The sequence below is a fragment of the Pseudonocardia sp. HH130629-09 genome (assembly GCF_001294645.1).
In the GTDB taxonomy this organism is placed as follows: Bacteria; Actinomycetota; Actinomycetes; order Mycobacteriales; family Pseudonocardiaceae; genus Pseudonocardia.
Genome location: NZ_CP011868.1, coordinates 1,673,087 through 1,694,047, shown reverse-complemented (window position 1 = coordinate 1,694,047; position 20,961 = coordinate 1,673,087). Strand labels below are relative to the sequence as shown.

Here is a 20,961-nt window from a genome sequence, read left to right as displayed (position 1 = left end):
CCGGGGCCGAGGTGACCACGCAGGTGCGGCGACGGCGCGGGGCGTCACGCGACGGTGGCGCAGGGCCACCCGGTCGGGGTCCGGTGGCCCCCGACGGGGTGACCCGGGCGCCGGGCCGTGCGCTCGGGGGCTCCGCCGATGATCGCAGGGAGTGGAGTGCCGGAAGCAGTGCACCCGTCCGACCGCTCCCGTCCCGGCGATCACGGGAGCCGGCACGGGGCCGGGGGCCGGCGCGGGGTCAGCGGGTCCGGTGCGCCGCCCCGGGGTGGTCCTTCGCGAGCCGGGCGCCGTCGCCGGTGCCGTACCGCTCGCGCAGGGTGGGGCCGCCCGCGTCGGCGGGGGCGGGCATCCGGCCGCGGCGTCGCAGCTCGGGCACGACGTGGGTCACGACGTCGGCCATCGTCCCCGGGGTGACGGCGTAGGCCAGGTTGAAGCCGTCGAGGTCGGCCTCGTCGGCCCAGCGCTCCAGCTCGTCGGCGACCGTCGCCCCGGACCCGACGACGACCGGCCCGCGCCCGCCGACGGTGATGAACTCCGCGAGCTCGCCGACCGTCCAGTCGCGGTCCGGCCCGGTGAACGACGCCAGCGCCGAGCGGGTCGCGTCGGTCTGCACGTACTCGAGCTTCTGCTCCGGCGACGCCCCGGCCAGGTCGACGCCCGACCAGCCGCCGAACAGCGCCAGCGCCGCCGAGGGGTCGGTCAGCTCCAGGTACTCGGCCAGGGTCGCGTGGGCGGCGTCGTCGGTCTCCCCGGCGATCGCGGTGAGCATCGCGAACACCTTCACCGAGCGGGGGTCGCGCCCGGCGCGAGCGGCCTCGGCGCGCACCGCGTCGACCGAGCGGCGGACCACCGCGGGCGACGGGCCGGACACGAACACGGCCTCGGCGTGGGTGCCGGCGAACCGGGCGCCGCGCGGCGACGCGCCCGCCTGGAAGATCACCGGGGTGCGCTGCGGGGACGGCTCGGACAGGAACGGGCCGGGCACGTCGAACCAGCGGCCGTGGTGGGCGATGTCGTGCACCCGGTCCGGCTCGGTGTACACGCCGCGGTCGCGGTCGCGGACCACGGCGTCCTCGTCCCAGGAGCCCTCCCACAGCTTGTAGCAGACCTCCAGGAACTCCTCGGCGAGCTCGTAGCGCTCGTCGTGCGGGATCTGTCCGGACCGGCCGAGGTTGCGCGCCGCGGAGTCCAGGTAGGACGTGACGACGTTCCACGCGACCCGCCCGCGGGTGAGGTGGTCGAGGGTGGTGAACCGCCGGGCCAGCGCGTAGGGGTGCTCGTAGGCGACCGAGACGGTCACCCCGAACCCGAGCCGTGAGGTCACCCCGGCCATCGCGGGGACCAGCAGCAGCGGGTCGGCGAGCGGGACCTGCGCGGCGGCGCGGACGGCCGCGTCGCGGGAGCCGCCGTAGACGTCGTAGACGCCGAGGACGTCGGCGAGGAACAGCGCGTCGAAGCCGCCGTCCTCCAGCATCCGGGCGAGCGAGGTCCAGTGGTCGAGGTCGGTGTAGCGGTGCCCCTCGTCGGACGGGTGACGCCACAGCCCCGCGGACTGGTGGCCCACGCAGGCCATGTCGAAGGCGTTGAGCAGGATGCGGCCGGTCATGCCACCACCTTCTCGCGGGCGGTGCGGAGCCCGCCGCGGTGGGTCTCGGGCAGCAGGACGGTGGAGACGACGCAGATCGCGAACAGCACCCCGAGGTAGGCCCAGATCAGCCACGGGGTCCCGCCGCCGGCGTAGAGCAGCGCGGTGGCGATCAGTGGCGTCGCCCCGGCGAGGACGGAACCGACCTGGTAGCCCAGCGAGGCCCCGCTGTAGCGCAGCCGGGTGTCGAACAGCTCGCCGTACCAGGCGGCCTGCGGGCCGTACATGGCGTCGTGGAACAGGTTGACCAGCACGACCATCGCGACGACGACCAGCACGGTGGACCCGGTGTCGAGCAGCAGGAAGAACGCCCCGAGGAACAGCGGCGCCCCGATCGCGCCGAACAGGTAGACCGGCTTGCGGCCGACCCGGTCGGACAGGACCGCCCACAGCGGCGTGGAGAACAGCCCGATCGCCGACGCGATGATCACCGCGGTCAGGCCGGCGCTCTCGGCCGCGCCGGAGTCGCCCCGGGCGAGGTAGGTGAGGGCGAAGGTGGTCGCGAGGATGTAGAGCGCGTTCTGCGCGATCCGGCTGCCGACGGTCAGCAGCACGGTGCGCCAGTCGGTGCGCAGCACCTCCAGCACCGGACGGCGGGCCAGCATCCCGGCGTCGCGGGCGGCGGTGAACACCGCGGGGTCGGCGAGGGTGAGCCGGATGGCCAGCCCCACCACGACGAGCACCGCGCTGAGCAGGAACGGGATCCGCCAGGCGCCGGCGAGGAACGCCTCCCTGCCCGCGATCGCGAGCACCGCGGTGTAGACGCCCGAGGCCAGCAGCATCCCGGCCGAGGAGCCGATCTGCGGGAAGCTGCCGAACAGGCCGCGTCGCCGCTCGGTCTCGGCGTGCTCGACGGCCATCAGCACCGCACCGGCCCACTCCGCGCCGACGGCGAGCCCTTGGGCCAGCCGCAGCACCACCAGCAGCACGGGGGCCAGCAGTCCGACGGTCGGGTAGGTCGGCAGCAGCCCGATCAGCGTCGTCGCGACGCCCATCAGCACCAGCGACCCGACCAGGACGGCGCGGCGGCCGATCCGGTCACCCAGGTGCCCGGCGACGACCGCGCCGATCGGCCGTGCCCCGAACCCGGCGGCGTAGGTCGCGAAGGAGGCCAGCACCCCGGTGGCCGGGTCGGCGTCGGTGAAGAACAGCGGGGCGAACACCAGCGCCGCGGCGGTGGCGTAGAGGTAGAAGTCGTACCACTCGATGGTGGTCCCGACGAGGCTGGCGACGGCGGCGCGGCGCGGGGTGGCGCCGGGCGTCGCAGACGGGGAACTGGACACGGGTGACCTGCCGGTGTGAGGCGGAGCGGGGGCGTCGGGGGCGGGTCAGCGACAGGCGTGCGACGACAGGCGGCCGTGGTCCAGCCACCGCCGCCGGGTCAGCTCCGAGTGCTCCACGTCGCCCACCCGAGCAGACCGCCCCCGCCCGGCGCAACGGAGCGGGACCGGGGTCACCTCCGCCCGGCCACCCGGGCGTGCAGCCGGACCCAGTGTCCCGCGTCGAGGTCACGCGGCAGCGTCCGCGGCCCGAGCCCGCACTCGCGCGCCCAGTCCCGTGCCAGCGCGCGGCCGAACCGCCGCCCGACGACGTCGACCGCCCCGCGGCCACGGCCGGTGAACACCGCGTCGACGATCCGGTGGTGGTCCCGGGGCCGGGCGTCGAGCAGCGGCACCTCCCGGCGGGCGATCTCCAGCACCCCGCCGTCGACGGCCGGGACCGGCCGGAACGCCCTGGCCGGGACCCGGTCGTGCAGGGTGAAGGTGAACCACGGCCACCAGCGGGCGGTGAGGGCGCTGGTGCCGCCGACCGCGGCCCGCTTGCGGGCGACCTCCCACTGCACCAGCACCAGCGCGTGCGCCCAGCGCGGGGCGGCCAGCAGGCGTCGCAGCAGTGGGGTGGTCAGGGCGAACGGGACGTTGGACACCACGTCGACGGGCCGGTCCAGGCGGACGTCGAGCAGGTCGCCGTGGACGACGGTGAGGGCGTCGCCGAAGCGTCGTCGCAGGCGGGCCACCCGGTACGGGTCGAGCTCGACCGCGGTCAGGGGCCTGCCGGGCAGGCGCAGCAGCGCGGCGGTCAGCGCGCCGTCACCGGGGCCCAGCTCCAGCAGCGGCCGGGGCGGGTACCCGGCGACGACGGCGGCCATCGCGGCCGGGACGGCGTCGTCGACGAGGAAGTTCTGGCCGTGCTCGTGACGGCCGAGCGGACGTGGCAGAGGGGATCGCACTGGAGGCTCCCGGGTGGGGAGCCGGGGGCGCGGCGGGGCGCCGCCCGGCAGGGGTACGAGGACCGGCTGCTCGGACGGCGGCGCCAGGAGATCGGCAGGGATCAGGTGTGGCGCCGCCGTCGGGCGACGCGCAGGCGTATCGAGGCCACGGGGGCACGGTAGGGGCGCCGGGGGCGCCGGCGCACCCGGATTTCAGTCCGTCAGGTCGGCGGGCGGGGCGGGCCAGTGCGGCAGGACGTGGCCGGGGTAGTCCTCGGAGACGGTGTCGGGGAAGGCGGGCGGGCGCCTCTCCAGGAACGACGTGACGCCCTCGGCGACGTCGCGGCCCTGCCCGAGGTGCGCGATCGCGGCCGAGTCGGCGCGGTGGGCGTCCCACGGGCTGGGCGCGCCGAGCATCCCCCACAGCAGCTGCCGGGTCAGCGCGACCGACACCGCCGAGGTGTTGTCGGCGATCTCGCGCGCGATCGCGTACGCCGCGCCGAGTAGCTCGTCGTCGGGCAGGACACGGGAGACCAGCCGGCCGTCGAGGGCCTCGGCGGCGTCGAACACCCGGCCCGTCGCGGCCCACTCCATCGCCCGGGAGACCCCGACGATCCGGGGCAGGAACCAGCTCGACGCGGCCTCCGGGACGAGCCCACGGCGGGCGAACACGAACCCGAACCGGGCCGAGGAGCCGGCGAGGCGGATGTCGGCGGGCAGCGTCATCGTCGCCCCGATGCCGACCGCGGGCCCGTTGACGGCGGCGATCACCGGGGTGCGCAACGCCGCCATCCGCATCGTCACGGTGCCGCCGCCGTCGCGGACGACGCCGCCGATGGTGCCGACGCCCGCGCGGTCCGCGGCGCGCTGTGGGTCGGTCGGGTCGAACGAGGAGCCGCCGCGGCCCAGGTCGGCGCCGGCGCAGAAGCCGCGGCCGCGGCCGGTGAGCACGATCGCGCGGACGGTGTCGTCGGCGTCGGCGCGGTCGTAGGCGGCGATCAGCTCGCGGGCCATCGTCGCGGTGAACGCGTTGAGCCGGTCCGGACGGTCGAGGGTGATCGTGGCGACCCGGTCGTCGACGTCGTAGGAGATCTCGGTGAAGGCGGGAGCGTCGGTGCTCATGACCGGCGAGTCTGCCCCGCCGCGTCACCCGGTGGTCGGAAACCGCCGGGTGTGCACCGTCACGCCGCCGTCCGGCCGGCCGCCGGCGATGGCGGCCGCCCGGATGCAGGCGTGCGTCCACATGTTGAACTGCACCTCCTTGGCCACGCGCAGCGTGTTGTAGAGCACGTGCGAGAGCCGGTCCCCGGGCCGTGCCCAGGACTCGATGTCGAAGCGCAGCATCTCCGGGTGGTCCGGGTCGCGACGGGTGCGGAAGTCGATCCGACCGGCCTCCAGGTGCCCGTCCAGGGTGACGAAGGAGAACCCGGTGGGCCCGGCGGCGGCCACCCGCACCGGACCGTCCCACGGGCCGGGCATGCGGATCAGGAACTCGTCGCCGACGTCCATCCCGCCGGGCTCGCCGCGGGTGCGGCCGAACGCCGCGAACTCCGGTGACCAGCGGTCGGGGTCCGCGCCGAGGCGCGTCATGAGCTCCTCGGGGCTCAGCCGGGACCCACGGATGCGCACGCCGTAGCGCCGGTGCAGCAGGGGGCCGTACCCGTCCGACGGGCGCTGGACGTCGTCGGCGTCGGCGCCCTGCGGCGAGGCGGGAGGCAGGTCCCCCAGGTCCCCCACGACGTCGCTGCGGTGGATCGGTGTGGTGCGCCAGAAGTAGCGCCACGACACCAGCAGCAGACCCACCGGCCAGCGGAGCACCGCCGACACCCGGCGGGACCGCCGGGCACCCGTCACCGGGGTGGTCCGTCCGCTCGTCGAGGCCGTCGTGGGGGTCCGCATCGATCACGGGTACCCCCTGTGCGGGATTACATCCGCCGGCGGCGGGGAACGGACCGCCATGACGGTCGGACATGTCCTGCACCGGGCCGGGTTGCACGGTGCCCAGCTCCAGTGGTTCTCCCTCGGCTCGGTGGGCTTCGCCATCGCGCTGTGGCTGCGCGCGAAGACCGTGGACCAGGACGAGCGCGGCAACGCCGAACGCCGCGCGATTTTCGTCGGCCTGTGGCCGTCGATGTTCTGGCTGATCGGCGACGCGATGCGGCGCGAGGAGAAGGGCGCTCGGTCCTGAAGCGTCCCGACCCCGAGGACCGTCGCGCCGACCTGGACGGGCTCGCCGCACGCGGCGTGAACGTCGACGACGCCGAGACCCCCACCGACTCCCACGACCCGCGCTGGCACGTCGACCACGGCCGGGCGCTGGTCGGCACCGAGCCGCCCGGTGACCCGGTGCCCGACGGCCCCTGGGAACGCGCGTGCGCGGTGCTGCGCGACTACCAGTTCACCGCCCCGAACCGGCTGCGTGGCGTGTTCCGCCCGGCCGACCCGCTGCTGGGCCGCGACATGCTGCTGGAGGGCCGGTTCGGGCCGATGCGCTTCCACCTCGGCGTCCGTGTCACCGGGCTGGTCGACGAGACCGTCGACGGCCGGCGCGTCTGGGGCTGGACCTACGAGACCCTGCACGGGCACCTGGAGGAGGGCCGGCTCACCTACGAGGTGGTCAAGGACCTCACGACCGGCGACGTCGAGTTCGTCATCCGCGCGTTCTCCCGGCCCGCGCACATCCCGAACCCGCTGTTCCGGCTCGGCTTCGGGCTGTTCGGCCGGGCGGTGCAGCTGGAGTTCTACCATCGGGCCGGGCAGCGGGTGCGTGAGCTCGTCGCCGACGCGGCGGCGGGCAGGTTGCTGCCACAGCCGCTGCCGGGTGCCGACGGTGTGACCGTCGCCCCGCAGAACGCCGGACGGCACTGGACAGACCCGATCGCCGTGCTCGTCCGGCATCCGGGTGTCTGACCCGGATGCCCGACCCGGAAGGAACCTGCAGATGGACGACCCGATCCGGCGGCCGAACCCGTTCCGCTGGGTGGCCTACGCCTTCGGCGCCCGGCTGCCGGCCCGCAACCGGCGCTGGGTGCTCCACGACGTCACCACCCGCACCTGGGTGCTGCGCCACCTCGTCCGCACCACGATCCAGCTGATCCCGCTGCTGGCCATGCTGTACCTGGTCGTGCCCGGCCCGCCGTGGGTGCGGCTGGGCACCATCGCCTCGGGCGCGGTGATCGGCTACTTCTACTCGGCGGTCTACACGGTCGAGGCGTGCGAGACCCGGGTGATGAAGGCCGGCTACCCGGTGGGGGCGGCCGCGGCGACCCGGGAGGCGCGCCGCGCCGAGCAGCACGTCGACGCCCGGCTGCGGCACGACCGGGAGTTCGGGGCGGGCCGCGAGCGGGACGACCGCCGGGGCTGAGCGGTCGCCCGGGCTGAGCGGTCGCCGGGGCTGAGCGGCCGCCGCGGTGCGCCCCGGCCGCGCTCACGCCGCGCCGCCGAGCCGGGCCCGTCCGGGTCGACGCCCACGTCGGGGCTCGGGTGTGTGCCACGATGACCGGCGTGGAGCCCGACCTCGACCCGGTGTTCGCCGCGCACGATGTCGCGGTGGCCTACCTGTTCGGGTCGCGTGCCGACGGTACCGCCCGCCCGGACAGCGACCACGACGTCGCGGTGCTGTTCGCCGGCGCCCCCTCCCCCGTGGCCACCGAGCTGCTCGCCGGCGACCTCGCCGCCCTGCTCGGGACCGGGGTCGACGTCGTCGACCTCGCGCGGGCCGGCCTCGAGCTGCGGGGACGGGTCGCCGAGTCGGGCCGGCTCCTCTACAGCGCCGACGAGGTCGCGCGGGTCCGTTTCGAGGTGGACGCCCGGATGCGCTGGATCGAGTTCCGCCCCGTCCTGGAGGAGACGACCCGGTCGTTCCTCGCCCGTGTCGCGCGGGAGGGGTTGCGCTGATGGTCGACACCGACCGCGTCCGTCGGTTGCTGGTGATGCTGGAGCGCTACCGCGACCTGCTCGCCGAGGACGCACCCGACCCGTTCCGACGTCGTCACCTGGTGCAGACGGCCGCGCAGATCTGCATCGACCTGGCCAACCACGTCATCGCCGCCGACGGCCACCGGACACCCCGGGACTACGGCGACGCCTTCCGGGTCCTTGCCGAGGTCGGAGTGCTCGACGACGGTCTCGCGGGCCGCATGATCGCCCTCGCCGGCGCGCGCAACCTCATCGTCCACCTCTACGCCGAGGTCGACGACGAGCTGCTCGCCCGCAGCATCCGGGACGGGGGTCTCGACGACCTGGGGGCGTTCGCTGCCCGCATCGCCGCCCTCGCCGCCTGACCCGTACCCGCACGCCTACCCGGCGGGGCGGCCGCGGCCCCGGGAGGTGCGCCGCAGCTGACCGGTCGCGGTCACGCCGCGCCGTCGAGGACCGCGCGGTGCTCCTCGATGAGGTGCAGGTCCCGGGCGTCGAGGGGCTCGTCCAGCTGGGCGGTCCGGCTGACCCCGACCAGCGGCCATGCCGGTCCGACGGCGAGCTCGCCCGCGAGCCCGGTCCGGCCGTGTCCCCCGGTCATGATCCAGGCGAGCACGACCTGGTTGCGGGTGGCGCCGGTGTCCGCGGCGACGGCGTCGAACAGCATGTGCCCGGAGTCGGGCAGCGCCGCGCCCGGGCGCGGGAGCACGTAGGAGTGCCGGTACTGGACGGCGTCGAACGCGGCGACGCCCTGCGCCGCGGCGGCCGCACGGGCCCGCTCGACCCGCCACGGCGCGTGGTTGGACGCGCCCAGCCGCGTCGCCAGCCCGCCGGTGACCAGGGCACCGAGCGCGGCGTCCGTCTCGTCGAGGTCGGTGCCGCGGTCCTCGACGTGCGCCCAGAACAGGTCGACCGACCCGACGCCGAGCCGGTCCAGGCTGCCCCGTGCGGCGGTGCGGACCGCGGCGGCTCCGAGCCCGCCCCGCACCCCGGTCCTGGTGGAGATCCGGACCTGCTCGCGGACGCCGGGCCGCGCCGCGAGCCACGCCCCGAGCACCCGCTCACTCGCCCCGGGCTCCCCGCCGGGTCGTTCCAGAACGCGTAGACGTCGGCGGTGTCGAGCCAGACGCCGCCGCGCTCGACGAAGCGGTCGAGCAGCGCGAACGAGGTGGCCTCGTCGACCCGGGTGCCGAAGTTCATGGTGCCGAGCACCGGCTGCGGTGTGGTCGCGGGAGTCATGCCCCGAGGATCCGGCCCGGCGTGCCCCGCGGTTCACCCAGCTACCCACCCCGACACGTGCCGGTGCCCCGGGCCGGCGCGCGGCACCCACCGTCGGGGTGTCGCACGGCGGCCCGGGGCGCCGGGGTGGGATCAGGGGATGACGACCGGACCGGTGGTCGGCGCCGGGTCGTCGGCCCAACGGTGCCCGGTTTCGCGCGGGGTGACGCCGTCCTCGGTCCACGCGGCCAGCAGCTGCGCGACCTTGGCGTGCATCACGGTGCGCAGCCGGTCGAAGGAGTTCTGCGGGTCGTCGTCGACCTCGCCGAGCAGCAGCCACCAGGCCCAGGCGACCGCACCGGCGTTCGCGACGAAGTCCGGCAGCACCGGCACCCCGCGCGCGGCGAGCATGGCCTCGGCCTCCGGGGTCGTCGCGGCGTTCGCGGCCTCGACGATCACGCGGGCACGGACGTCGTAGGAGTTGTCCGGGGTGATCGCGTAGGAGATCGCGGCCGGCACCAGGATGTCGACCTCGGCCGACAGGATCGCGGTGCGCGGGAGCTGCTCGACGCCGGCGGGCAGCCGGGAGCGGTCGATCTCGCCGTAGCCGTCGCGCAGGTCCAGCAGCGCGGGCACGTCGAGCCCGTCCGCGCAGTGCAGGGTGCCCGCGGCGTCGGCCAGCGTGGTGACCTTCATCCCCGCCTCGTGCAGGTAGTAGGCGGCCGCACCACCCATCGTGCCGACGCCCTGGATCGCGACCGTGGTGTCGGCCGGGATCTGGCCCCAGGACACCGCGGAGGCCAGACAGGCGTGTGCGACGCCGTAGCCGCCGATCACGTCGCCCAGCTCGAACCCGCCGTCGACCTCGGCCTTCAGCCCGGTGCGGACCCGCTCCAGGGTGGCGGCCGGGTCGGCGGCGCGGCTGATCGCGGCGTGGTAGCTCTGGCCGAGGCCGAGCTTCTCGAAGACCTCGTCGATCAGGTGCTGCGGGACGCCGAGATCCTCCGCGGTCACCCAGTGCGCGTCGATCCAGGGGCGCATGGCCTCGCAGAAGCGCTGCAGCACCTCGACGGCGCGCAGGTCCTTCGGGTCGAAGTCGATGCCGCCCTTGGCCCCGCCGATCGGCAGGTCGAAGGTGGCGGTCTTGTTGGCCATGCCGCGTGCGAGGTCCTCGACCTCGGACAACGTACAGCCGGCCTGCATCCGGGTGCCGCCGGTGGCGAGCCCCGCCCGCAGGGTGTGCACGACCAGGTAGCCGACGGCGCCGGTCACGGCGTCGTTCCACTGCAGGCGCATGTAGGGCTCGGGACGGCGGACGACCGGGGCGACGGTGGGCGCCGGGACGCCGGGGACGTGGGGGGCGGCCGTGGCCGCCGTCTGCGGGGTGCCCCCGGCCGGGTTCTGCATCGTCGTCATGGCGACCCACCTCCTGCTCGTACTGCACCGGTCGTCGCCACCAGGGGCCGTTCCGGTCTCGTCGACATCGCGGACCTCGTCGTCCCCCCGGCGGCAGTCGTTCCCGACCGGTGGCCCCAGGTTGCGGGTGCACCGGGCCCCGCGTCCATTTACGGATCATTCACGCCGCTGTTCACCGTTCCTGCACAGCGCAATAGGCTCGGTCGCATGGAGCTGTCCCTGTCTCGGCTTCGGATGCTGCGTGAGCTGCACCGGCGGGGAACCATCACGGCGGCGGCGACGGCGCTGCACTACACGGCGTCGGCGGTGTCCCAGCAGCTCGCGCAGCTCGAGCGCGACGTCGGGACGCGGCTGTTCGAGCGGAGAGGGCGCCGGGTCCAGCTCACCGACCTCGGTGTCCTGCTGGCCGAGCACGCCGAGGAGATCCTCGCCTCGGTCGAGCGCGCCACCCAGGCGCTGGAGGAGGCGGGCGAGACCGTTGCGGCGAAGCTCACCGCCGGGGTGTGGGCCTCGGTCGCCTCGGGTCTGCTGCCCGACGCGCTGACCGCGCTGGCCCGCACCCACCCCGGTGTCGAGGTCCGCACCCGCGAGCTCGCCCCGGAGGAGACCGCGGCCGCGGTGCGCGACGGCGAGCTCGACCTGTCGTTCGTCATCGACTACTCGAACTACCCGATGACGTGGGACAAGGGCCTGGAGCGGGCGGTCATCGCCGTCGAGCGGGTCTACGCGGCGGTGCCCGCCGGGGCGGTGCCCGCCGCGAGCGTGATGCTGGCGGAGCTGGCCGAGCACCCGTGGATCGTCTCACCCGCCCGGTCGCACTTCGGGCAGGCGGCGCGCCTGGCCTGCCAGAGCGCGGGCTTCGAACCGCGGATCGACCACGAGGTCGAGGAGCAGGCCACCGCGATGGCGATGGTCGCGGCCGGGCTCGGTGTCACCCTGGTGACGGATCTGGGCCTGGCGCTGCGCCCGCCGGGGGTCGACATCGTCGCGCTCGGCGACGCCCTGACCCGCACGGTGTCGCTGGCCTACCGCACCACCACCGCGCGGCGGGCCGCGGTGCCGCTGGTGATCGAGGCCGTCCGGACCGCGGCGGCGCAGAAGGGGCTCGGCGCCGACGCCCCGATCCCGGTGCAGCCGGAGTCGCTCGGCCTGTCCTGACCCCGTTCCGCGGCGGCATCCGCTGGCCGGTCGAACCGTTTCCGCCGGGGTTCCGAAGAACGGTTGTGCTGACCGAGAACCGGACCGCGGGAAACGGGCCCCTGGTCCTTCCGTCGCGTTCCGTGGCGATCCTGGTGGAACTGCTGGCGATCGCCGCGGCGGTGGCATCGGGGCACCTCGTGGCGGCCCTGGTGGCGCCGGCGTCGTCACCGTTCGTGGCGGTCGGCGACGCGGTCGTGCGGCTCTCGCCGCAGCCGGTGGTGGAGTTCGCCAAGTCCGCCTTCGGGACGGCCGACAAGCCGGTCCTGCTCACCGGCATCGGCGTGCTGCTGGTGCTGCTCGGCGCAGTGGCCGGGCTCGCGGCGCGCCGGCGGGCGGTGGTGGGGACCGCCGCGGTCGCCGTGCTGGGGCTGCTCGCGGTGGCCGCGGTGCTGACCGGGCCGGTGCCGACCGCGACCGACCTGGCCGGGCCGGTCGTCGCGCTGGTGGTGGGTGTGGCGGTGCAGCGGGGGCTGGACGGGCTCGCCCGCCGTCCCGGCACCACCCGCACCGGGGGCGGCGGCGCCGGGGACGGCGCAAGGGACGGTGACGGTGTCCCCCGGCGCACCGTGCTCGCCGGGGCGTCGGCGGCGGTCGCCGCCGGGACGCTCGTCGTGGGCGGGACCGGCCTGGCGCTGTCCTCCGCCGGCAGCGGGATCGCGGCCTCACGGGCCGCGCTGACCGGCAGGCTGGCCGCGGCGACGCTCGCCGAGACCGCGCGGCCGGTGCCGGCCTCGGCCGCGTTCCCGCAGCTCGGGACCGTTCCGTTCGTGACCCCGAACGCCGACTTCTACCGCATCGACGTCGCCCTGACGATTCCCGCGGTCCGGGCCGAGGACTGGTCGCTGCGGGTGCACGGCCGGGTAGGGCGCGAGCTCGTTCTCACCGTCGACGACCTGCTGCGACGTCCGCTGGTCCAGCGGACGATCACGATGACCTGCGTCTCCAACACCGTCGGCGGGAACCTGGTGTCCACCGCGGACTTCGTCGGCGTCGAGCTGGCCCCGCTCCTGCTGGAGGCCGGCGTCGACCCGGCCGCGGACCAGATCGTCTCCACCAGCCGCGACGGCTGGACCGCGGGCACCCCTACCGCGACCGTGCTGGAGCCCGGCCGCGGCGCGCTGCTCGCACTCGGCATGAACGGCGAGGCGCTGCCGGTCGAGCACGGGTTCCCGGTGCGCATGGTCGTCCCGGGGCTCTACGGCTACGTCTCGGCCACAAAGTGGCTCGCCGACATCGAGCTGACGACCTTCGCCGAGCGCAGCGTCTACTGGCGCGACCGCGGCTGGGCCGAGCGCGCCCCGATCAAGACCCAGTGCCGCATCGACGCCCCGGTCGGGTTCTCCCGGCTGCCGGCGGGACGCGTGCAGGTCGCCGGGGTCGCGTGGGCGCAGCCGGTCGGGATCACCGCCGTCGAGGTCCGCGCCGACGACGGCCCGTGGGTCCGCGCCGAGCTGGCCACCGAGGTCAACCCGAACACCTGGCGGATGTGGGGGGCCGAGCTCGACCTCTCCCCCGGCAGCCACACGCTCACCGCCCGCGCCACCGACCGCCGCGGGCTCGTCCAGACCGACGTCCGTGTCGACCCGATCCCGGACGGTGCGACGGGGTGGCCCAGCACCATCGTCACCGGGGACTGTTTCAAGATCGGTGTTTTCGGCCCGACACGCCGGGCTGAGGTCCGGCGAGATGGGCACGGACAGTGATGACATCGGACCTTGTGGATCCAAGCGAGGGTGACCCGAAGCCTGCTCGGCAGGCGTCGGCGGAGCGGGCCGCTGCGGCGGCGATGGTGGCCGAGGCGAAGGCGCGCGGGCTGGCGTTGACCGGCCCGGACGGCCTGTTGAAGCTCTTTACCAAGAATGTTCTGGAAACGGCGCTGAACGAGGAGATGACCGAGCACCTCGGGCACGACAAGAACCGGGCCGACCCCGGCCGGGAATCCACCAACGTGCGGAACGGGTCCCGCTCGAAGACGGTTCTCTCGGATGCCGCGGGTGACGTGGAGATCGACGTTCCGAGAGACAGGGCCAGCACTTTCGAGCCGCAGATCGTGAAGAAGCGTCAGCGGCGCCTCACAGATGTCGACGAGGTCGTACTGTCGCTGTATGCGAAAGGGATGACGACCGGGGAGGTTTCCGCACATTTCGCTGACATCTATGGGGCGTCAGTATCGAAGGAGACGGTCTCGCGGATCACCGACAAGGTCGTCGCCGAGATGAATGACTGGGTTGGTCGGCCGTTGGATTCGGTGTACGCCGCGGTGTTCATCGACGCTGTCCACGTCAAGGTCCGGGACGGGCAGGTCGCCAACCGGCCGGTCTACGCAGCCATCGGCGTCACCGTGGACGGCTGCAAGGACGTGCTGGGGCTGTGGATGGGCGTCGGCAGTGAGGGCGCGAAGTTCTGGATGAGCGTGCTGGTCGACCTGAAGAACCGCGGCGTGCGTGACGTGCTGTTCCTGGTCTGCGACGGCCTCAAAGGACTCCCGGAGGTCGTGGCCAACGTGTGGCCGCAAACCATTGTCCAAACCTGCGTCGTGCACCTGATCCGAAACACTTTCCGGCTGGTGGGTCGACAGGACTGGGACGCGGTGAAGCGCGACATCAAACCAATCTATGCCGCGCCCAACCCGAATGCAGCACTTATCGCTATGGATGAGCTCGACGAGAAATGGGGCCGTAAGTACGCGGCGATGATCCGGCTATGGCGCAACGCGTGGGAAGAGTTCGTGCCGTTCTTGGACTACGACGTCGAGATTCGAAGGGTGATCTGCTCTACGAATGCGATCGAATCGCTTAACGCCCGCTACCGGCGCGCGGTGCGGGCGCGTGGTCATTTCCCCACTGAGCAGGCTGCGATGAAATGCTTGTATCTTGTGACTCGCAGCCTGGACCCGACCGGGACGGGCCGCACGAGGTGGACGATGCGTTGGAAGCCCGTGATCAACGCGTTCGCCATCACGTTCGGTGACCGCTGGCCGGGAGCCGAGACCTACTGAGCAACGACGCCGAAACACCGATCACGAGACAGGCCCGGTCGGCGAAGTAGACGTCCAACCCGGTCCGGGCGGTGACGATGGTGTGGCGGGCCAGTTCCATCCCGCGGTCCCAGGTCAGCGACTTGCGGACGTGTTCGGGCAGTCGGGCCATCTGCCGGGACAGTTGGTGGGCGACGGTGTGCATGTCGCGCCCTCCGAGCGCGACCAGCACGGTGAACCGGGTCGCGCGCTCGACCACGGTCGCGATCTGGGTGGTGCCACGCCCGAGCAGCAGATCACCTTCCCAGTGCCCGGGCACCGCCCGATCAGTCACCTCGGCGGGCCGGTCGTGGATGGAGACCGCGCCGGGGATCTGCGAGCGCCACTGCCCACCGGTGGTGTTGTGCACGTTACGCCGGATCGGACGGCCCGACCGCAGGTGTTTCTGCAGGTCTTTGGCCAGCACACCGCGGGTCTGCACGAACAGCGACTTGTAGATCGTCTCGTGTGACACCCGCATCCCCGATCCCGGAGCGTAGTGCTTGGCCAGGTGCCCGGCGATCTGCTCGGGCGACCAGTCCTCACCCAGTCTGGCAGCGACGAACCCACACAGCAGCGGACGACGGGCGAGCAGACACGTCTTGGGGCGCTGGGCCCGGCGCCAGGCGCGGTCCTCGGCGTCCACAGCACGGTAGGCACGCCGACCCTTGTTGCGGGCGACCTCCCGGCTCACCGTCGAGGCCGGACGACCGAGCCCAGCCGCGATGGCCCGGATCGAACGATACTGGGCCAGACCACGAGAGATCTCCTCCCGCTCGGCCGCGGTCAGCGTCCCCGGTCGGCGACGACGTGATGGCGGCACGTAGCCACCGGTGGACTTGAGCACCGTGAACACCGACCCCGGCGGGCGTCCGATCGCCCGAGCGATGTCACTGATCGACTCCCCACGCCCCCACCGGACCCACAGATCCGCGCGGTCGGCATCGGACATCCCAGGTCGTCCCAGTCGCGCCATCCCACACCCCTATCATGATCAACTACCCGGGTGTTGCGCTGACCGGTTGAGTCCAAGCTCGCCACCTACGGCGTGCTCCCGGTCTACTCCGGCCCGAGCATCTGGGCGGCCAAGCCCGGCCTCGCGAACTGGGGTTCGGCGCTGTTCGCCTTCCCGCCGCTGCCCGAGACCCTCGGCTGGCAGAACGGTTCCTGACCGGCCACCCCCGGACAGGCGCGGAGCCCCGGACCCCTACGGATCCGGGGCTCCGCCCGTCTCGAAGGCTCCGAGGCCGGTGCGCCCGGCCCCGGGTCGCCTCGCCTCAGGCCAGGTCGCGCAGCGCGGCCGGCAGGTCGTCGATCTCCGCGTAGGGCCCCACCACCGCCGCCGTCAGCGGCTGGGCCAGCAGGTCCGCGGCCAGCGCCGCGACCTCGCCCGGGGTGACGGCCTCGATCCGGGCCAGACTGTCGGCCAGCGACCGCTGCCGCCCGTGGTCCAGCTCGGCACGGCCGAGCCGGTTCATCCGCGACGCGGTGTCCTCGCAGCCCAGCACCAGTCCCCCACGCAGGGCGCCCCGGGCACGGACGACTTCGGCCTCGGTCAGGCCGTGCGCCGCGACCTCGGCGAGCACGTCCCGCACGACCGCGACGACCTCGCCGAGGCGCTCCGGCGCGCATCCGGCGTACACCGACAGCGCGCCGGCGTCGGCGTAGCGCACGGTCGAGGAGTAGACCTGGTAGGCCAGCCCGCGCTGCTCCCGGACCTGCTGGAACAGTCGCGAGGACAGCCCCCCGCCGAGGGCGGAGTTGAGGACGGCGAGCACAGGGAGGCCGCGGCCGGCGCGGCCCGCGGTGGGCACGCCGAGCATCACGTGGGCCTGCTCGGACTCGTCGTCGAGCAGCCCGAGGGCACCGGTGCGGACCGGGCGGACACCGGTGGCGCTGCGCGGGGGCACCGGACGGGCCCCCTCGTGGTGCCGCGCGGCCGCGCCGAGGGCGGCGGCCACGAGCTCGGCGACGTGGGAGTGGTCGAGGTTCCCGGCCGCGGCGACGACCATCCGCGGCGCCGTGTACTCCCCGCGCCAGAAGCTGTGCAGGGTGTCGCGGCTCATCGCCCGGACCGACTCCTCGGAGCCGATCACCGGGCGCCCCAGCGGGTGGTCCCCGAACAGGGTCTCGTCGAACAGGTCGCCGAGCAGGTCCTCCGGGTCGTCGTCGCGCATCGAGATCTCCTCGAGCACGACGCCGCGTTCCAGCTCGACGTCGGTGTGGGCCAGCTCGGCGTCGGTGACGACGTCGGCCAGCACGTCCACCGCGAGCGCCACGTCGGTGTCGAGGACGTGGGCGTAGTAGCAGGTGTGCTCCTTGGCGGTGAACGCGTTCAGCTCACCGCCGACGGCGTCCATCTCCTCGGCGATGCCCGCCGCGGTGCGCCGCCGGGTGCCCTTGAACAGCAGGTGTTCCAGGAAGTGCGCGGCGCCGGCCTGCTCGGGGGTCTCGTCGACCGAGCCGATCCCGATCCAGATGCCGAGCGCCACCGAGCGAACCCCGGGCACGGCCTCGGTGACCAGCCGCACCCCGCCGGGCAGATCGCTGCGGCGCACGGTGTCACCGGTGTCGCCGTCGGGGAGCGGGGACACACGGGCGGCGGCCCGGGAGGAGTCCCGGGCCGCCGTCGCGTGGTCGTTCTCAGATGCCAACGGTTCAGCTCGGGTTGGCGGCGGCCTCGGCCGGAGCCTCGGCGTCGACGACGCCCTCGGCGGGCACCTCCGTGACCGCGGACTCGTCGACCACCGGGATCAGCGAGATCTTGCCGCGGTTGTCGATGTCGGTGACCTCGACGCGCAGCTTGTCGCCGACCTTGACGACGTCCTCGACCTTGCTGATCCGCTTCCCGTTGCCGAGCTTCGAGATGTGGACCAGGCCGTCCTTGCCGGGGACCAGCGAGACGAAGGCACCGAACGCGGCGGCCTTGACCACCGTGCCCAGGAAGCGCTCGCCGACCTTCGGCAGCTGCGGGTTGGCGATCGCGTTGATCATGCCGATCGCCTCCTCCGCGGAGGGGCCGTCGTTCGCACCGACGTAGATCGTGCCGTCGTCCTCGATCGAGATGTCGGCGCCGGTCTTCTCGGTAATCGAGTTGATCATCTTGCCCTTCGGGCCGATGACCTCGCCGATCTTGTCGACCGGGACCTTCACCGCGGTGACCCGCGGCGCGTACTTGCTCATCTCGTCCGGGCCGTCGATGGCCTCGCCGATCACCTCGAGGATGGTCAGGCGGGCGTCCTTGGCCTGGTTCAGCGCGGCGGCGAGCACCTCGGACGGGATGCCGTCCAGCTTGGTGTCCAGCTGCAGCGCCGTGACGAACTCCTTGGTGCCGGCGACCTTGAAGTCCATGTCGCCGAAGGCGTCCTCGGCGCCGAGGATGTCGGTCAGCGCGACGTAGCGCGTCTGGCCGTCGACCTCGTCGGACACCAGGCCCATCGCGATGCCCGCGACCGGCGCCTTCAGCGGCACACCGGCGTTGAGCAGCGACATCGTGGACGCGCAGACCGAGCCCATCGAGGTCGAGCCGTTCGAGCCCAGGGCCTCGGAGACCTGCCGGATCGCGTAGGGGAACTCCTCGCGGGTCGGCAGGACCGGGATCAGGGCCCGCTCGGCGAGCGCGCCGTGGCCGATCTCGCGGCGCTTCGGCGAGCCGACGCGGCCGGTCTCACCGGTCGAGTACGGCGGGAAGTTGTAGTGGTGCAGGTAGCGCTTGCGCGTCTCCGGCCCCAGCTGGTCGATCTGCTGCTCCATGCGGAGCATGTTCAGCGTGGTGACGCCCATGATCTGGGTCTCGCCACGCTCGAACAGCGCCGAGCCGTGCGCCCGCGGGACGACCTCGACCTCGGCCGACAGCGGCCGGATGTCGGTCAGGCCACGGCCGTCGATCCGGACCTGGTCGGTCAGGATCCGGCGGCGGACCAGCTTCTTGTTCAGCGCGCGGAACGCGTTGCCCAGCTCCGACTCGCGGCCGACGAAGCGCTCGCCGAGCTTGTCCAGCACCGACGCCTTGATCTCGTCGGTCCGGGTCTCGCGCTCCTGCTTGCCGGCGATGGTCAGCGCTTGGGCCAGCTCCTGCTCGACGGCCTCGGAGACCGCCTCGAAGGCGTCCGGCTGGTAGGCCGGGAACACCGGGTAGTCGGCGGTCGGCTTGGCCGCGACGTCGGCCAGCTGCTGCTGGGCGACGCACAGGCTGCGGATGAACGGCTTGGCCGCCTCCAGCCCGTCCGCGACGACGCCCTCGGTCGGGGCGGTGGCCCCACCGGCGACGAGGTCGATGGTGTTCTCGGTGGCCTCGGCCTCGACCATCATGATCGCGACGTCGTCACCGACGATGCGGCCCCCGACGACCATGTCGAACGCGGCGCGGTCGAGCTGGTCGTGGGTCGGGAACGCGACCCACTGGGTGTCGGTGCCCGCCTCGTTCGCGATGAGCGCGACTCGGACGCCGCCGACCGGGCCGGAGAACGGCAGGCCAGCGAGCTGGGTGGACGCCGACGCGGCGTTGATCGCCACGACGTCGTAGGGGTCCTTCGGGTCGAGCGACATGACCGTCACGACGACCTGGATCTCGTTGCGCAGACCGTCCACGAAGGACGGGCGCAGCGGACGGTCGATGAGGCGGCAGGTCAGGATCGCGTCGGTGCCCGGGCGGCCCTCGCGGCGGAAGAACGAGCCGGGGATCCGGCCCGCGGCGTACATCCGCTCCTCGACGTCCACCGTGAGCGGGAAGAAGTCGAACTGATCCTTCGGCCGCTTCGAGGCGGTCGTGGCGGACAGCAGCATGGTCTCGTCGTCGAGGTACGCGACGACGGACCCGGCAGCCTGGCGCGCGAGCCGGCCGGTCTCGAACCGGACGGTGCGGGTGCCGTAGGTGCCGTTGTCGATGACGGCGGTGCTCTCGTACACGCCGTCCTCGGAGATGACGTCAGTCATACGGGGGTGTTCTCCTCGTCGTTGGGAGTGGTCTTCGTCTACCCCCACCACCGTGGCGCCGGCTCGATCCCCTGCTGGGCCGGTCTTCGATCGAAGCCCCCGGCCGCGCGTCGCGCTCCGGGGGCCACTACCGAGGACCGGCGGATGTCCGGTCGCCCGAGTGGCGGGCTCTGTTCAGTTGTGTCGCTCGGTGTTACGGAACGACCCGGCACCGGGATCCGGTGCCGGGTCGCCCCGGGCGGGTCAGCGGCGCAGACCCAGCTTCTCGATCAGCGCGCGGTAGCGAGCGACGTCGACCTCGCGCAGGTACTTGAGCAGCCGGCGACGACGACCGACCAGCAGCAGCAGGCCGCGCCGGCTGTGGTGGTCGTGCTTGTGCTGCTTCAGGTGCTCGGTCAGGCCGACGATGCGCTGCGTCAGCAGCGCGACCTGGGCCTCGGGGGACCCGGTGTCGGTGGCGTGGGTGCCGTACTGATCGAGCGTGCTCTTCTTCTCGGCGGTGGTCAGTGCCACTGCTCAACTCCTTCATCCTTGAGACGGTCCGTGGGGCCGTGACGTCCGACGAAACCCGGGTGAACCGGCGGGACGGCAGGAAGTCGGTCGCGGCCGCCACGGACTGCAGCCGGACCCGAGGTGAAACGGTACCAGCGACGGGTGCGCCGACCCGCGTCACCCCGGTGCGTGGTCCTGTGTCCCGGCGTTGTGTGCTCCGGTGTCCCGGCGCGGCGGGACCCGGTGGACCACGGCGGACACCGATGCGGGTCACCCCACGACGTCCGCACCCGGGGTCTGCACCCGGGGTCTGCAGCCGGGCTCAGCGCCGTCCGGCGGCGGCCCGGCGCAGCACCTCGGCGATCTCCGGGAACGCCGCGGCCAGCTCGGCCGCCGCCGCGACGAGCCGGGCCGGCGCGCTCACCCCGCGCAGCGCGTCCTCCGCGGTCGGCTCGGCCGCGGCCCGTCGCGGCTGCGGCACCGCCGGCCCGGTCGTGGGTGCCTGCCCGGCGCAGCGGCAGGCACCGGTCGGTGCACCCGGCGTCGGCTCCTGCCGGACCCTGGCCAGCAGCACCTCGCGTTCGGCCTCGGGCACCGGGCCGTGCGCGAGCCGCCGGTCCAGCGCGGTCATCCGGCCCAGCACCGCAGGGTCCCCGATCTTGACCCGGCGCCCGCCCGCCAGCTGGGACAGCATCGCCGGGCTCAGCCCGATCGCGGCGGCGAGGCGGGCCTGGGTGATGCCGAGGCCGGTCGTGAGCTGGCGGATGCGTTCGTCGAGGGGCTCGCCGTAGATCGCGCTCTGGCGGTCGCGGTTGCGCGCGATCTCCTGCGCCACCGGGTCCACGGTCCGGGGGTCGTCCATGCCTGCCAGCCTCGGTGACCACGCGGCGCGGCGCGGTCGTTCGGCCCCGG

Annotated in this window: 20 protein-coding genes and 2 pseudogenes; 9 read left to right on the top strand and 13 right to left on the bottom strand. The window is 73.7% G+C overall.

All coding sequences use genetic code 11. From position 1 onward, the window contains the following. Window positions 1–238: 238 nt before the first annotated feature. From XF36_RS07670 to XF36_RS07650, 5 genes are all read right to left on the bottom strand, one after another. The gene (locus XF36_RS07670; protein WP_060711442.1) at window positions 239–1,606 is read right to left on the bottom strand and encodes an LLM class flavin-dependent oxidoreductase; all 1,368 of its coding nucleotides are present in this window, start codon (window positions 1,604–1,606) and stop codon (window positions 239–241) included. Next, complete coding sequence (locus XF36_RS07665) at window positions 1,603–2,928, bottom strand: MFS transporter (RefSeq protein WP_060711441.1); 1,326 nt, start codon at window positions 2,926–2,928, stop codon at window positions 1,603–1,605. Before XF36_RS07665 ends, XF36_RS07670 begins: the two co-directional genes overlap by 4 nt. Before the next feature lie 170 nt (window positions 2,929–3,098). Further along, entirely contained in the window at window positions 3,099–3,863 is a 765-nt protein-coding gene (locus XF36_RS07660) for a ribosomal RNA small subunit methyltransferase A (protein ID WP_060714507.1), read from the bottom strand. Window positions 3,864–4,067: 204 nt separating this feature from the next. Further along, window positions 4,068–4,976, bottom strand: a complete 909-nt coding sequence (locus XF36_RS07655; RefSeq protein ID WP_060711440.1) for an enoyl-CoA hydratase-related protein — start codon at window positions 4,974–4,976, stop codon at window positions 4,068–4,070. A 24-nt stretch (window positions 4,977–5,000) separates the two neighbouring features. Next, window positions 5,001–5,753 (bottom strand): DUF1990 family protein, encoded by a 753-nt coding sequence (locus tag XF36_RS07650; RefSeq protein ID WP_060711439.1) that lies wholly within the window; start codon window positions 5,751–5,753, stop codon window positions 5,001–5,003. Between the two features lie 58 nt (window positions 5,754–5,811). Here XF36_RS07650 and XF36_RS07645 point away from each other — a divergent pair, with 58 nt between their 5' ends. The 5 genes from XF36_RS07645 (at window position 5,812) to hepT (ending at window position 8,137) form a co-directional block, all read left to right on the top strand. Next, window positions 5,812–6,042 (top strand): hypothetical protein, encoded by a 231-nt coding sequence (locus XF36_RS07645; RefSeq protein WP_060714506.1) that lies wholly within the window; start codon window positions 5,812–5,814, stop codon window positions 6,040–6,042. Between the two features lie 56 nt (window positions 6,043–6,098). After that, window positions 6,099–6,764 (top strand): DUF1990 family protein, encoded by a 666-nt coding sequence (locus XF36_RS07640; protein ID WP_238589169.1) that lies wholly within the window; start codon window positions 6,099–6,101, stop codon window positions 6,762–6,764. A gap of 31 nt (window positions 6,765–6,795) precedes the next feature. Beyond that, window positions 6,796–7,218 (top strand): DUF5313 family protein, encoded by a 423-nt coding sequence (locus XF36_RS07635; RefSeq protein WP_060711438.1) that lies wholly within the window; start codon window positions 6,796–6,798, stop codon window positions 7,216–7,218. Window positions 7,219–7,358: 140 nt separating this feature from the next. Beyond that, window positions 7,359–7,751 (top strand): type VII toxin-antitoxin system MntA family adenylyltransferase antitoxin, encoded by a 393-nt coding sequence (mntA, locus tag XF36_RS07630; protein WP_168169475.1) that lies wholly within the window; start codon window positions 7,359–7,361, stop codon window positions 7,749–7,751. After that, on the top strand, window positions 7,751–8,137 hold the full coding sequence (gene hepT, locus XF36_RS07625; RefSeq protein ID WP_060711436.1) for a type VII toxin-antitoxin system HepT family RNase toxin: 387 nt from the start codon (window positions 7,751–7,753) through the stop codon (window positions 8,135–8,137). The genes mntA and hepT overlap by 1 nt, the downstream gene beginning before the upstream one ends. A gap of 71 nt (window positions 8,138–8,208) precedes the next feature. Here hepT and XF36_RS07620 read toward each other — a convergent pair whose 3' ends face one another. The 3 genes and pseudogenes from XF36_RS07620 to XF36_RS07615 form a co-directional block, all read right to left on the bottom strand. Next, on the bottom strand, window positions 8,209–8,829 hold the full coding sequence (locus XF36_RS07620; RefSeq protein WP_060711435.1) for an aldo/keto reductase: 621 nt from the start codon (window positions 8,827–8,829) through the stop codon (window positions 8,209–8,211). Window positions 8,830–8,924: 95 nt separating this feature from the next. Next, window positions 8,925–8,972, bottom strand: a pseudogene (locus tag XF36_RS35135) (hypothetical protein); the annotation flags it as partial. A gap of 171 nt (window positions 8,973–9,143) precedes the next feature. Beyond that, the gene (locus XF36_RS07615) at window positions 9,144–10,286 is read right to left on the bottom strand and encodes a Glu/Leu/Phe/Val family dehydrogenase (RefSeq protein ID WP_060714504.1); all 1,143 of its coding nucleotides are present in this window, start codon (window positions 10,284–10,286) and stop codon (window positions 9,144–9,146) included. Between the two features lie 327 nt (window positions 10,287–10,613). On the opposite strand from XF36_RS07615, the gene XF36_RS07610 reads away from it, so the two are divergent. The 3 genes from XF36_RS07610 to XF36_RS07600 all read left to right on the top strand — a co-directional run bounded on the left by XF36_RS07610 (window position 10,614) and on the right by XF36_RS07600 (window position 14,604). Beyond that, window positions 10,614–11,564: a LysR family transcriptional regulator gene (locus XF36_RS07610; protein ID WP_060711434.1), complete on the top strand. Its 951-nt coding sequence runs from the start codon at window positions 10,614–10,616 to the stop codon at window positions 11,562–11,564. Window positions 11,565–11,686: 122 nt separating this feature from the next. Then, complete coding sequence (locus XF36_RS07605; protein WP_238589168.1) at window positions 11,687–13,309, top strand: molybdopterin-dependent oxidoreductase; 1,623 nt, start codon at window positions 11,687–11,689, stop codon at window positions 13,307–13,309. An 83-nt stretch (window positions 13,310–13,392) separates the two neighbouring features. Next, window positions 13,393–14,604: an IS256 family transposase gene (locus tag XF36_RS07600; protein ID WP_238589343.1), complete on the top strand. Its 1,212-nt coding sequence runs from the start codon at window positions 13,393–13,395 to the stop codon at window positions 14,602–14,604. Between the two features lie 31 nt (window positions 14,605–14,635). Here the strand turns inward: XF36_RS07600 and XF36_RS07595 are convergent. Further along, window positions 14,636–15,598, bottom strand: a pseudogene (locus XF36_RS07595) (IS30 family transposase); the annotation flags it as partial. Window positions 15,599–15,670: 72 nt separating this feature from the next. On the opposite strand from XF36_RS07595, the gene XF36_RS34785 reads away from it, so the two are divergent. After that, on the top strand, window positions 15,671–15,793 hold the full coding sequence (locus XF36_RS34785; RefSeq protein ID WP_255357094.1) for a hypothetical protein: 123 nt from the start codon (window positions 15,671–15,673) through the stop codon (window positions 15,791–15,793). A gap of 106 nt (window positions 15,794–15,899) precedes the next feature. Here the strand turns inward: XF36_RS34785 and XF36_RS07590 are convergent, their stop codons facing one another. The 4 genes from XF36_RS07590 to XF36_RS07575 form a co-directional block, all read right to left on the bottom strand. After that, window positions 15,900–17,216: a M16 family metallopeptidase gene (locus XF36_RS07590; protein WP_060711432.1), complete on the bottom strand. Its 1,317-nt coding sequence runs from the start codon at window positions 17,214–17,216 to the stop codon at window positions 15,900–15,902. Between the two features lie 64 nt (window positions 17,217–17,280). Continuing rightward, the gene (locus tag XF36_RS07585; RefSeq protein WP_060711431.1) at window positions 17,281–19,557 is read right to left on the bottom strand and encodes a polyribonucleotide nucleotidyltransferase; all 2,277 of its coding nucleotides are present in this window, start codon (window positions 19,555–19,557) and stop codon (window positions 17,281–17,283) included. Window positions 19,558–19,800: 243 nt separating this feature from the next. Then, window positions 19,801–20,070, bottom strand: coding sequence for a 30S ribosomal protein S15 (rpsO, locus tag XF36_RS07580; RefSeq protein WP_060711430.1), 270 nt, complete (start codon window positions 20,068–20,070; stop codon window positions 19,801–19,803). 301 nt (window positions 20,071–20,371) lie between these two features. Further along, complete coding sequence (locus XF36_RS07575; RefSeq protein ID WP_060711429.1) at window positions 20,372–20,911, bottom strand: helix-turn-helix domain-containing protein; 540 nt, start codon at window positions 20,909–20,911, stop codon at window positions 20,372–20,374. Between the last annotated feature and the right edge of the window lie 50 nt (window positions 20,912–20,961).

Excerpts from the sequence above, each read along its gene's own strand:
- hepT (WP_060711436.1), top strand. The coding sequence starts at position 7,751 with ATGGTCGACACCGACCGCGTCCGTCGGTTGCTGGTGATGCTGGAGCGC.
- XF36_RS07615 (WP_060714504.1), bottom strand. The coding sequence starts at position 10,286 with ATGCGCCTGCAGTGGAACGACGCCGTGACCGGCGCCGTCGGCTACCTG.
- XF36_RS07655 (WP_060711440.1), bottom strand. The coding sequence starts at position 4,976 with ATGAGCACCGACGCTCCCGCCTTCACCGAGATCTCCTACGACGTCGAC.
- XF36_RS07635 (WP_060711438.1), top strand. The coding sequence starts at position 6,796 with ATGGACGACCCGATCCGGCGGCCGAACCCGTTCCGCTGGGTGGCCTAC.
- XF36_RS07645 (WP_060714506.1), top strand. The coding sequence starts at position 5,812 with ATGACGGTCGGACATGTCCTGCACCGGGCCGGGTTGCACGGTGCCCAG.
- XF36_RS07670 (WP_060711442.1), bottom strand. The coding sequence starts at position 1,606 with ATGACCGGCCGCATCCTGCTCAACGCCTTCGACATGGCCTGCGTGGGC.
- XF36_RS07575 (WP_060711429.1), bottom strand. The coding sequence starts at position 20,911 with ATGGACGACCCCCGGACCGTGGACCCGGTGGCGCAGGAGATCGCGCGC.
- XF36_RS07610 (WP_060711434.1), top strand. The coding sequence starts at position 10,614 with ATGGAGCTGTCCCTGTCTCGGCTTCGGATGCTGCGTGAGCTGCACCGG.
- XF36_RS07600 (WP_238589343.1), top strand. The coding sequence starts at position 13,393 with ATGGTGGCCGAGGCGAAGGCGCGCGGGCTGGCGTTGACCGGCCCGGAC.
- XF36_RS07585 (WP_060711431.1), bottom strand. The coding sequence starts at position 19,557 with ATGACTGACGTCATCTCCGAGGACGGCGTGTACGAGAGCACCGCCGTC.
- XF36_RS07650 (WP_060711439.1), bottom strand. The coding sequence starts at position 5,753 with ATGCGGACCCCCACGACGGCCTCGACGAGCGGACGGACCACCCCGGTG.